The sequence below is a fragment of the Kitasatospora sp. NPDC028961 genome (genome assembly GCF_055564815.1).
Window position 1 is genome coordinate 140,799 of sequence record NZ_JBVHVO010000017.1, and the last position, 9,832, is coordinate 150,630.

Genomic DNA, 9,832 nt, shown 5'->3' on the forward strand with positions numbered 1-9,832 from the left:
GCCCGGCCCGGTGCCCCGCGCACCGGGCCGGGCGCCGTACGATCGCGGGCATGGCCCATGATCCGCACGCACTCGACGAAGCCTTCCTCGCCTTCTGGCGGGAGCGGCACATCTCCACGCTGACCACCCGGCGCCCCGACGGCTCGCCGCACGTGGTGCCGGTGGGGGTGACGTACCAGCCGGAGACCGCGACGGCGCGGGTGATCAGCAGCCGGACCAGTCGCAAGGTGCGCAATGTGCAGGCCGCCGGGGCCGAGGGCATGCGGGTGGCGGTCTGCCAGGTGGACGGCGCGCGCTGGTCGACGCTGGAGGGCGTGGCCGAGGTGCGGGACGAGCCGGACGCGGTGGCCGATGCCGTCCGGCGGTACACCGAGCGGTACCGCGAGCCCCGGGTGAACCCGGACCGCGTGGTCATCGAGATCACCGTCGACCGGGTGCTCGGCCGGGCGTAACGGCCGCGACGGCAGCGGCCCGCGGGTGTGCCCGGAGCTTCGTGGTACCCGTGGTGCCTCCGTGATGTGGGTGTTTATCGGCCGTTGATCGCCGGCGCCTAGCGTTGGCGGCATGAACGAGGGAACGGTCGAGGAGCAGGGCGGGCGGGCGCTGCCCGACGGGCGGATGACGGAGCAGGACACGGAGCGCTTCCGGGTGCTGCTGGCGCGCCTGGGCGACTCGCTGACGGCGGACCGTCGGGCGGCCGCCGAGGCGGGGTTCGATGCGTGAGTCCGGGGTGACGACGGCCGGTGAGCGCGGGCCGGTCGCGGTGCTGCCGCTCTGGCAGCGCGGGCCGGTGTCCGCTCCCTGGTCGGGTTCGCTCCCGGACCCGCTGTCCGGTTCGGCGACGGGCGGGCTGCCGGTGGCGGGACCTGTCCCGCTGCCGGACCCGGCCGGGCCGGCCCGGGGCGGGGGAGCCGGCTGCTCGGGTGTCGGCGCCGGTGCGGGTGTCGCTGTCGGCGCCGGTGTCGGCGTGGTCGCGGCCGCCGGTGCGGGCGTGGACTACTTCACGAAGCGGACCTCCGGGTAGTCCGCCGAGGGGCCGTTCAGCAGTGCGCTCGGGCGGCCGAGCAGGTGCCGGTCGAAGAAGGCGCCCAGACAGGCCCGGGACGTGGCGAGCGCGCGTTCGCCGCGCAGGCTGCCGTACTGCGGGCGTGCCGTCTCCGGCGGCATCCGGTCGCGCACCCCGAAGGCTTCCAGCACCCGGGGCATGTCACAGAAGGACAGGTGACCGCCCTCGGGCAGATCCAGTTAGCGCCGCCAGCCCGTCAGCTGCTGCCAGGTCCGCTCCCCGTCGGCCGCCTCCGGCGCCTCGTTGCCGCGCCGCGCGCTGAGCAGGAGTACCGGCCCGGCGAGGCCCTCGGCGGGCAGCGGGGCGAAGAAGTCGCGGAGCCGTGGTCCGTCGCAGGTCGGAGCCGCCGCGCCGGGCGGCCCGGCCTCGCGGACGACGCCGGCTCCACCTGAGGTGGGGTCAGCGGCCCTGCGCGGGCGGCGATCGCGCCCGGCCCGCGCAGGGCGGGGGTGCTCAGCAGTCGCAGCCGCAGTCGCACCCGTCGCATCCGCAGCCGTCGCAGCACCCGCCGTCTCCACAGCAGTTGCAGCAGTCACCGCAGTTGCTGCAGCAGTCCCCGCAGTCCCCGCAGTCGACGTCCTGCCGTGCGCACCACCCCTCCTTGCGCTCGCGCGAGAACGGATCGTCGTGCGAGCAGCACATCAGCTGGCAGGTGCAGGCCATCAGCGCCCAGACCGCGCAGCCGGCCAGCAGGTTGCGCCGGTGCCGGGGGCGGCCGCCGGGCGGGGTGAACCCGGGGCCCTGCGGCACCCAGGGCGGGATCGGCGCGCCGGGACCGGCGGGCGGCGCCTGCCCCGGGTCCTGCCGGGGCGCCGACCGGTACGGGTCGGAACCGTGCGGGGCGGAACCGTGCCCGGCGCCCCCGTGCCCGTCGGCGGGCGCCGTCCGGGTCCGGCAGGTGGCGGTGTGCGCGGCCGGGCCGAAGACGCGCTCCACGGCCCGCTCCGTCTCGTGCGCGAGCAGGGTGTGCACCAGGGCCCGGTCGGTCAGCTCCACCTCGCGCAGCGCGAGCCGGATGCCGTGGACGGCGTCCCGGCAGAGGCGTTCGGCCTCGGCCCGGTCGGTGCCGGTCGCCGTGAGCGGGTTCCAGGCTCCGCTCGCGGCGTCCTCGGCCTGGTCCTCGGCGGCGTCCAGCAGGTGGGCGAGCCGGCCGAACAGACGCCCCGCCTCCGCCAGCGGTTCGGCGTTGCCGGGCCGGCCGGCCAGGACGGCGGTGTGGGCGAACGCCGCCGAAGTGGCGCTCTCGGTCGGCTCGGTGACCAGCAGGACGGACCCGCCCGGGGGCAGCGCACGCTCCAACGCGCCCTGGCGGGAGGCCGCGTCGAGCAGGACGGCGGTGTCGAAGCCGACCGCCGAGGCGCCGCCCGCGCTCTTGCGGTCCCAGCGCCTGGTGACGGCGCGGGCCCCGGCGGCGACCGGGCGCCGGGCGAACACGCCGTCCCGGTCCTCGACATGGTCGCGGATCTTCACCGAGGCGAGCGCCAGCGAGACGGCGGCCGCCAGCCGGGCGCCCTCGCCCTTGGCGACCGAGGCGGTGCGCATCCCGCGCAGCGGGCAGGGCCCGGCGGTGCGGCGCCAGGAGGCGTCGTCCTTCGCGCTCTGCGCCTCGACCAGCACCGAGATGATCAGACCGTCGTAGTTGGTGGCCGTCCGGGCCAGTTGGCCGTGGTCGTCCCTGAGTGCCAGGCAGAGTCCGCACAGATGAGCCATCCACGAGGCCTGCAGCCGCTCGGAGAGCCGGTGCCGACACGGCCTGATGATCCCGAACATGATCCCCCTTGGTGCGCGGGCCCTGGTCGGCCCCCGATCGCGGACATCATATGACCGGCAGTTCACGGCTTTGGAAGGGTCGTGAACCAGGTGGGTAACACCGGCGGGGAGGCCGTCCGCCGGAGGTCGCGGCGCAGGCCGCAGGCGTGCGGGGCCGGCTCCGCGCCCGGCGCGGGCCGGTCAGCCGGTGAGGACGCCGGAGAGCTCGGTGACCGCGCTGGTGCTCTTCGCCGGGGGCGGCGACACCTTCACCGGCTTGCCCAACTCGGTGAAGGTGACCGTGGTGACGGCGTGGATCGGGTCCATGTCCAGGACCAGCCGGACCTTCGCCACCCGGCCCTGGGGCTCGACCCAGACCTCGGCCGGGATCCGGAGGTCGCCGCCGCCGAGGCTCCGGTAGGTCGCCAGCTTGGCCTGGACCTCCGGTGCCAGGCGCAGGACGACGGCGTCGTCGGCCAGCACGCCGCTGTACCGCACGGTGCGGACGCCGTCCAGCTCCTCCTCCCCGTTCCGGACGACCCGGGTCAGCGTGGAGAGCTGCTGCAGGACGTGCTCCGGATCGTTGACCGGCGACCGGAGCAGGGCGTGCGCGACGGGCCGCTCGCGGTCGATCGCCGCCCAGGACCCCGCGGGCACTCCCGCCGAGCCGCGCACGTACACCTGGCCGTCGGCGAAGACCTCGTCGAGGTGGCTGATCGCGCCCCCGGGGAGGTCGACGCCGAGCTGCCCCCGGTCCGCCGCCATGTCGAAGTCCCCGGCCACGGCCAGGTTGTACGTGGTGTCGCCGTTGGTGAGCTGCACGGTCTGGCCGACCCTGGCGCTGGTGCGGCCGGTGGCGGCCGCGGCCTCGCGCACGGCGGCGGCATGCTCCGCGGACGGCGCGGCCGGGGCGCTCGTGGCACCCGTGGGCGTCGCCGGAGCGCCGGACGGCGGCGGGGTGCTCACGGCCGCGGTGCTCGCCGCCGGTGCGCCCGCCGACGCCGAGGCGCTCGCCGAGACGCCCGCCGAGCCGCTCGCCGACGGCCCGGCGGCGCTCCCGCCGGCGGCGGACGAGCAGCCCGCCGCGCACAGCAGCGCGAGCACGGTACTGACGAGACCTGTGGAACGGCGCACTTCTTCCCCCGACCTGGTGGTGACACGGTGACGACGGCCGGGCCCGCCGCGCGGTGCGACGTCCCCATGGTGGTGCGTGCTTCGCACCCGCCCGGCACACCGACCCTATCGGGCCAGGTCAGGGGCGTTCCGCCGGGGTGGTTCCACCCGGCCCCGGGCGGTCCCGGGGCGGCCCGGGACTATCGGGTCGGGTCCGAGCGGAAGGCCCGCCGGTAGGCGGCGGGCGTGGTGCGCAGGGCTTCGTGGAAGCGCCGGCGCAGGTTGACCGCCGAGGAGAGGCCGACCCGGTGCGCGATGGTCTCCACCGGCAGGTCGGTCTCCTCCAGCAGGGCCCGGGTGGCGGCGATCCGCCGGTCCAGCAGCCAGCGTCCGGGACTGATGCCCAGTTGCTCGGTGAAGCGCCGGGTCAGCGTGCGGCCCGAGACCTGGGAGTGGAGCGCCATCTCGGCGACGCTGACCTGCTGGTCCAGCCGCCCGCCCAGCCACTCCAGCAGGGGGGCCAGCGAGTCGGTGACCGGTCCGGAGGTCGGCAGTTCGGCGTACTGCAGCTGGCAGCCCTCGCGGTGCGGCGGCATCACCATCTGCCGGGCGATCCGCATCGCGTGCGCGGCGCCGTGGTCGGTGCGCACCAGGTGCAGGCAGAGGTCAACGCCGGCCGCCGATCCGGCGCTGGTGGCGACATCGCCGTGGTCCACGTAGAGCACCGCGGGGTCGACCCGGACCCGGGGGAACCGGTCGGCCAGTTCGGCGGCCCGGGCCCAGTGGGTGGCGGCCCGCCGGCCGTCCAGCAGTCCGGCGGCGGCGAGCACGAAGGCGCCCGAGCAGATGCCGACGATCCGCGCGCCGCGCCGGTGCGCCCGGCGGACCGCCTCGACCACCGCCGGCGGCACCTCGGTGCCGGCCGGCTGCTGCCAGCCGGGGACCAGGACGGTGTCCGCGCGCTCCAGCGCGTCCAGGCCCGCCGTGACCAGCAGGTCGTAGCCGACCTGGGTCCGCACCGGGCCGGGGTGCTCGGTGCAGACCTCGAACGTGTAGCGGGCGGGGATCGCCGGGCCGTGGTCGCCCAGCACCTCGGTCGCGCAGGCCAGCAGGAAGGTCGACTGCGGGGGCTGGAGCAGGGCCACGACCCGGTGCGGCGCCGGGGATCCGGGCGGCGGACGAAGCGTCATGGCGCGAAAGTACCCCATCATGTCGTTCAGGACACTGGGGTGGTCGAATGGTCCAGACCACCATCGTGCTGTGACCACCTCGCAGACGCACACCCAGAACGCACAGAACAGCCAGAACACCAAGAACGCGCAGAACAGTCGGACCACCCGGAACGTCCGGACCACTCGGGCCGCCCGGACCGGTCCGCCGCCCGCCCGGCCCCCGTTGTGGGACCGGCGCTTCACGCTCTACTTCGTCGCCCGCGCGGTCTCGCTGGTCGGCGACGCGATGATGCCGGTCGCCACCGCACTCGCGGTTGGCGCGCTCTACGGGATCTCCGGGGTCGGCATCGTCCTCGGCATCTGGACCGGGACGGTCGTCGCCCTGGTCCTGTTCGGCGGGGTGCTCGCCGACCGGGTCGGTGCGCGCCGGATGATGGTCGGCGCGGACCTCGCCCGGGTGCTCACCCAGGGGGTGCTGGCCGCCGCGTTCTTCGTGGGACCGCCGCCGTTCTGGCTGCTGGTGACCATGGCGGCGCTGGCGGGCGCGGCCACCGCGATGTTCCAGCCGGGGGTGAACGGGATGGTCCCGCTGGTCGCCCGCGAGCCGCAGCGGGCGAACGCCACGCTCAAGGTGGCCGACGCGCTCGCCCAACTGCTCGGCCCGGCCCTGGCGGGCCTGCTGATCGCGCTGACCGGCGCCGGGACGGTCTACGCGATCGACGGCGCCACCTTCCTGCTCAGCGCCCTGTGCCTGGCGCTCATCCGGCTCGCCCCGGCCGGCGCGCCCGAGGCCGCCCCGGCCGCCGCCGGCTCCCCGGCGGGCGCCGACCCCGCTGCCCGCACCGGCGGTTCGCTCCGTCGCGACCTGCGCCAGGGCTGGCAGGAGTTCCGTGCGCGCACCTGGATGTGGGCGGTGATCCTGATCTGGGTGGGCTACGGCGTGCTGCTCTTCGGTCCGCTGGTGCCGCTCAGCTCGGCGCTGGTCGGTGCCCGGCTCGGCCCGAACGCCTACGGTCTGGCGGTCTCCTTCCTCGGCGTCGGAACGGTGCTCGGCGGGCTGCTGGCCCTGCGGGTGCGCCCGGCCCGGCCGTTGGCCGCCGGTGCGGCGGCGATGGCGCTGTACACCGTGCTGCCGCTCTGCGTCGCACTGGACACCGGCCTGCCGGTGCTGCTCGCGGGCCACGTGCTCGGCGGCGGCGCCTGGGCGTTCTGGTCGGTGATGTGGGCGACCAGTGTGCAGACCCACACCCCGCCCGCGGTGCTCAACCGGGTCAGCGCGTACGAGCTGGCGGGCTCGGTGTCCGGGATCGCGCTCGGTCAGATCCTGGCAGGACCGGCCACCGCGCTGGCCTCCCCGGGGCGGCTGCTGCTGGTGTCGGCGGGTGCCTGCCTGGCGGGCTGCGTGGCGCTGTTCGCGATCCCGGCGATCCGCACGCTGGGCCGTGCGGCTCCCGCGGGCGGCACGCCGGAGGCGCCGGGCCGACCCGGACCTGCGGCCTCGGAGGCCCCGGACCGCTGACGTATCGCCGGGTGGCCGCCGGGGCGCGGAGCGGCCGGCGCCGCCGGGGTGATCGCGCCGCGCACCGGCCGCACACCGGCCGCACACCGGCCGCACACCGGTGGCACCACCGGGGCGCGGCCGTGCACGCCACGCGCCGGCGCCCCCCGCCGGGCCGCTCGACCGGGGCCGCGCCCTGTAGGTGATCCCATATCCGGGATAGCATCGCGAATATGGGAATCGATACGGCCGCCGACGAGCGGCTGGCCATCCGACTGGCCGAACTCCGCGTCGAACGCGGTTGGACGCTGGAGGAGTTGGCGCGCCGGGCAGAGGTGAGCCGGTCCACGCTGTCCCGGGTCGAGCGGGCGGAGGTCAGCCCGACGGCCGCCCTGCTCGGCCGGCTCTGCGCCGTGTACGGGCGCACGATGTCGCGGCTGCTCGCCGAGGTCGAGTTGGCCCCGGCCGGGCTGGTCCGGGCCGGGGAGCAGCGGGTCTGGCGTGACGAGGCGACGGGGTTCGTGCGGCGTTCGGTGTCCCCGCCGGACGGCTCGCTGCGGGCCGAGATCATCGAGGGGCTGCTGCCGGCGGGCGCCGACATCGCCTACGACCGGCCGTCCGTCCCCGGCCTGGAGCACCACCTCTGGCTGCTGGAGGGCCGGTTGGAGCTGACCGTCGACGGCGAGCCGCAGCAGCTCGCGGCCGGCGACTGCCTGCGGTTCACCGCCGACAGCACCCGGTTCCGCAGCCCGGGGCCCGAGGCCGCCCGCTACGTCCTGGTGGTGGTCGAGCCATGACCCCCGCCCCCGGCCCAGCGGCGCCGCCCCGGGAGCGCTTCGACGCCGCCGGGCGCCGCGTCCTGCTGGTCTGCGTCGCGGGCGGGTTCACCACCCTGCTCGACCAGTCCGTCCTCAACACCTCGATACCCGCCCTCCGGGAGAGCCTGCACGCCGGCCCCGCCCATCTGCAGTGGATCGTCGCCGGCTACTCGCTCGCCTTCGGCCTGGCCCTGGTCCCGGGCGGGCGGCTCGGCGACGTCCGCGGCCGCAAGTGGTTCTTCGTCACCGGCCTGGCCGTGTTCACCGCCGTCAGCGTGCTCTCCGCGACCGCGACCGAGCCCTGGGTGCTGGTGGCCGCCCGGCTGCTCCAGGGCGCCGGGGCCGGGCTGGTCAACTCCCAGATGATCGGCACCATCCAGGACGTGTTCGACGGCCAGCTGCGGGCCCGGGCACTCGGGATGTACGCCGTCACCGGCGGCCTGGCCTTCGCGCTCGGGCCGCCGATCGGCGGCGCCGTCCTGGCCGCGGTCGGACCGGAGTTCGGCTGGCGGCTGACCTTCCTGCTCAACGTGCCGTTCGGGCTGGTGACCGTCGTGCTGGCGGCCCGCTGCCTGCCGCGCCCGCGCCCCAGCGCCCGCAACGCCGACCTCGACCTGGTCGGGCTGCTGCTGGTCGCCGCGCTGACCCTGGTGCTGATGCTGCCGTTCGTGCAGCCGCCCGCCTGGACCGGCTGGCTGGCCTTCGGCGCCGGCGCGGCCCTGCTGCTGGGCGCGCTGGTGTGGTGGCAGCGCCGCTGCGCCCGGGCCGGCGGGCACCCGTTGATCCACCCGGCGCTCACCCGGTCCGCGCCGTACGCGCTCGGCACGGCGGTGGCGATGGCCCAGTTCGGCTCGTCCGTGGCGGCCGGGCTGGTGCTGGCGATGTTCCTGCAGGACGGGCTCGGCCTCTCCCCGATGGGCGCGGCGCTGGTCGCGCTGCCCTCGGCGGTCTCGATGGGCGTCGCCTCGGCGCTCGCCTGGCGGGTGGTGCAGCGCTTCGGCCGGCGGACCGTCACCGCGGGCCTGACGCTCGCGGCGCTGGTGATGCTCACCGGCGGCCTGGTCGTGCGGTGGGCGCCGACGGGTGGGCTGCCCTGGCTGCTGGCGGGGCTGCAACTGCTCGGCGGCGCGGCCGCGGGCGTGATGGGCGCGACCAACCAGGCGTACGTGCTGCGCCACGCGCCCGCCGAGGCGGCCGGGGTGAGCGGGGCGATCCTGCAGATGGCGCAGCGGATAGCGGCGGCGGTCTGCGTCTCGGCGCTCTCCGGTGTCTACCTGCGCGCGACGGGCGGCGGTGGCGGTCACCGGGCCGCGTACACCTCCGCCAGTGCCGTCTGCGCGGCGGTGGCCGCCCTGGCGGTGCTGGCCTCGGTGCTCGCGAGCCGGGCGGCGGCCCGGGAGGACGGCGGACCGGTGGCGGCCCGGGAGGACGCGCGACCGGTGACGGTACCGCTGCCCGGGCAGACCGGTCCCGGAGCGCCCGCCCCCGGCCGGGCCGGCGAGGTGCAGGCCGGGAAGGTACGGGCCGGCGAGGTACGGGCCCGGGGATAGGACCGCGACCGGCCGGGTTGAGCGGTGGGCGAACGGCCTGTCGGCAGCCGGGGGCCACGGCATACGGTGATCGGCATGACCGATCATCGGACCGTGGAACTGCCGGAGGTCACCCTCGCCTACCGCGAGTCAGGCCCGCCGGGTGCCCCGCCGCTGCTCCTGCTGCACGCGCTCGGCGAGCGGGCCACCGACTGGGCCGGCGTGCTGCCGGACCTCGCGCCGCGCCACCGCGTCCTCGCACTCGACCTGCGCGGCCACGGGGACAGCGGCCGGCCCGGCCGGTACGGCGTCGAGCCGATGCGGGACGACGTCCTCGCCTTCCTGGACGCGCTCGGGCTGGACCGGGTCGATGTCGTCGGGCACTCGATGGGCGGTGTGGTGGCGTACCTGCTGGCGCAGGAGCACCCCGAGCGGGTCGGCCGGCTGGTGCTGGAGGACGTCCCGGCGCCCTACCCGCGTCCGGCGGCCCCGGTGGCCGACGCGCCCCCCGGGCCGGTGGACTTCGACTGGGCGGTGGTGAAGCCGGTCAAGGCGCAGCTGGACACCCCCGAGCCGGTCTGGCTCGAGCGGATGGCCGCGATCACCGCACCCACCCTGGTGGTGGCCGGGGGCCGGGCGAGCCACGTCCCGCAGGACCGGATCGCCGAGATGGCCGGGCGGATCGCCGACTGCCGGGTGGTCACCGTCGAGGCCGGGCACCTGGTGCACCACACCCGGCCGGCGGAGTTCGTCGCGGCCGTCGCGCCGTTCCTGGACCTCGCCCGGCGCTGAGGGGCGGGGGGGGGGGGGGGGGGGGGGGGGGGGGGGGGGGGGGGGGGGGGGGGGGGGGGGGGGGGGGGGGGGGGGGGGGGGGGGGGGGGGGGGGG

The 9,832-nt window shown here is 76.6% G+C and carries 12 protein-coding genes; 8 read left to right on the forward strand and 4 right to left on the reverse strand.

Features of this window, described 5'->3' with window-relative positions; genetic code table 11:
* The first annotated feature begins 50 nt into the window (after positions 1-50).
* From ACZ4UX_RS25695 to ACZ4UX_RS25705, 3 genes are all read left to right on the forward strand, one after another.
* Entirely contained in the window at positions 51-452 is a 402-nt protein-coding gene (locus ACZ4UX_RS25695; RefSeq protein WP_465708394.1) for a pyridoxamine 5'-phosphate oxidase family protein, read from the forward strand.
* Positions 453-564: 112 nt separating this feature from the next.
* Positions 565-723, forward strand: coding sequence for a hypothetical protein (locus ACZ4UX_RS25700; RefSeq protein WP_329491152.1), 159 nt, complete (start codon positions 565-567; stop codon positions 721-723).
* Entirely contained in the window at positions 716-1,024 is a 309-nt protein-coding gene (locus ACZ4UX_RS25705) for a hypothetical protein (RefSeq protein ID WP_465708395.1), read from the forward strand. The genes ACZ4UX_RS25700 and ACZ4UX_RS25705 overlap by 8 nt, the downstream gene beginning before the upstream one ends.
* On the opposite strand, the gene ACZ4UX_RS25710 is transcribed toward ACZ4UX_RS25705, so the two are convergent.
* From ACZ4UX_RS25710 to ACZ4UX_RS25720, 3 genes are all read right to left on the reverse strand, one after another.
* Positions 997-1,197, reverse strand: a complete 201-nt coding sequence (locus ACZ4UX_RS25710; RefSeq protein WP_465708396.1) for a hypothetical protein — start codon at positions 1,195-1,197, stop codon at positions 997-999. The two genes, ACZ4UX_RS25705 and ACZ4UX_RS25710, sit on opposite strands and share 28 nt — an antisense overlap.
* 322 nt (positions 1,198-1,519) lie before the next feature.
* Positions 1,520-2,836, reverse strand: coding sequence for a DUF5685 family protein (locus ACZ4UX_RS25715; protein WP_465708397.1), 1,317 nt, complete (start codon positions 2,834-2,836; stop codon positions 1,520-1,522).
* A 180-nt stretch (positions 2,837-3,016) separates the two neighbouring features.
* Positions 3,017-3,781, reverse strand: coding sequence for an SCO4651 family lipoprotein (locus tag ACZ4UX_RS25720; protein WP_465708398.1), 765 nt, complete (start codon positions 3,779-3,781; stop codon positions 3,017-3,019).
* Between ACZ4UX_RS25720 and ACZ4UX_RS25725 the strand changes: the two genes are divergently transcribed.
* Complete coding sequence (locus ACZ4UX_RS25725) at positions 3,741-3,980, forward strand: hypothetical protein (RefSeq protein ID WP_465708404.1); 240 nt, start codon at positions 3,741-3,743, stop codon at positions 3,978-3,980. The genes ACZ4UX_RS25720 and ACZ4UX_RS25725 overlap by 41 nt on opposite strands.
* Before the next feature lie 148 nt (positions 3,981-4,128).
* Here the strand turns inward: ACZ4UX_RS25725 and ACZ4UX_RS25730 are convergent, their stop codons facing one another.
* On the reverse strand, positions 4,129-5,118 hold the full coding sequence (locus tag ACZ4UX_RS25730; protein WP_465708399.1) for a GlxA family transcriptional regulator: 990 nt from the start codon (positions 5,116-5,118) through the stop codon (positions 4,129-4,131).
* Positions 5,119-5,188: 70 nt separating this feature from the next.
* Between ACZ4UX_RS25730 and ACZ4UX_RS25735 the strand changes: the two genes are divergently transcribed.
* From ACZ4UX_RS25735 to ACZ4UX_RS25750, 4 genes are all read left to right on the forward strand, one after another.
* Positions 5,189-6,619, forward strand: coding sequence for an MFS transporter (locus ACZ4UX_RS25735; protein ID WP_465708400.1), 1,431 nt, complete (start codon positions 5,189-5,191; stop codon positions 6,617-6,619).
* A gap of 212 nt (positions 6,620-6,831) precedes the next feature.
* Positions 6,832-7,395 carry a helix-turn-helix domain-containing protein gene (locus ACZ4UX_RS25740; RefSeq protein ID WP_465708401.1) on the forward strand — a complete coding sequence of 188 codons (564 nt, stop codon included), beginning with the start codon at positions 6,832-6,834 and terminating at the stop codon, positions 7,393-7,395.
* Complete coding sequence (locus tag ACZ4UX_RS25745) at positions 7,392-8,966, forward strand: MFS transporter (RefSeq protein WP_465708402.1); 1,575 nt, start codon at positions 7,392-7,394, stop codon at positions 8,964-8,966. The genes ACZ4UX_RS25740 and ACZ4UX_RS25745 overlap by 4 nt, the downstream gene beginning before the upstream one ends.
* Positions 8,967-9,041: 75 nt before the next feature.
* Positions 9,042-9,737 (forward strand): alpha/beta fold hydrolase, encoded by a 696-nt coding sequence (locus ACZ4UX_RS25750; protein ID WP_465708403.1) that lies wholly within the window; start codon positions 9,042-9,044, stop codon positions 9,735-9,737.
* Positions 9,738-9,832 lie beyond the last annotated feature (95 nt).

Bases quoted from the DNA above. Each gene is read 5' to 3' on its own strand.
- ACZ4UX_RS25695 (WP_465708394.1), top strand. From the start codon at position 51: ATGGCCCATGATCCGCACGCACTCGACGAAGCCTTCCTCGCCTTCTGG.
- ACZ4UX_RS25700 (WP_329491152.1), top strand. From the start codon at position 565: ATGAACGAGGGAACGGTCGAGGAGCAGGGCGGGCGGGCGCTGCCCGAC.
- ACZ4UX_RS25705 (WP_465708395.1), top strand. From the start codon at position 716: ATGCGTGAGTCCGGGGTGACGACGGCCGGTGAGCGCGGGCCGGTCGCG.
- ACZ4UX_RS25715 (WP_465708397.1), bottom strand. From the start codon at position 2,836: ATGTTCGGGATCATCAGGCCGTGTCGGCACCGGCTCTCCGAGCGGCTG.
- ACZ4UX_RS25730 (WP_465708399.1), bottom strand. From the start codon at position 5,118: ATGACGCTTCGTCCGCCGCCCGGATCCCCGGCGCCGCACCGGGTCGTG.
- ACZ4UX_RS25740 (WP_465708401.1), top strand. From the start codon at position 6,832: ATGGGAATCGATACGGCCGCCGACGAGCGGCTGGCCATCCGACTGGCC.
- ACZ4UX_RS25745 (WP_465708402.1), top strand. From the start codon at position 7,392: ATGACCCCCGCCCCCGGCCCAGCGGCGCCGCCCCGGGAGCGCTTCGAC.
- ACZ4UX_RS25750 (WP_465708403.1), top strand. From the start codon at position 9,042: ATGACCGATCATCGGACCGTGGAACTGCCGGAGGTCACCCTCGCCTAC.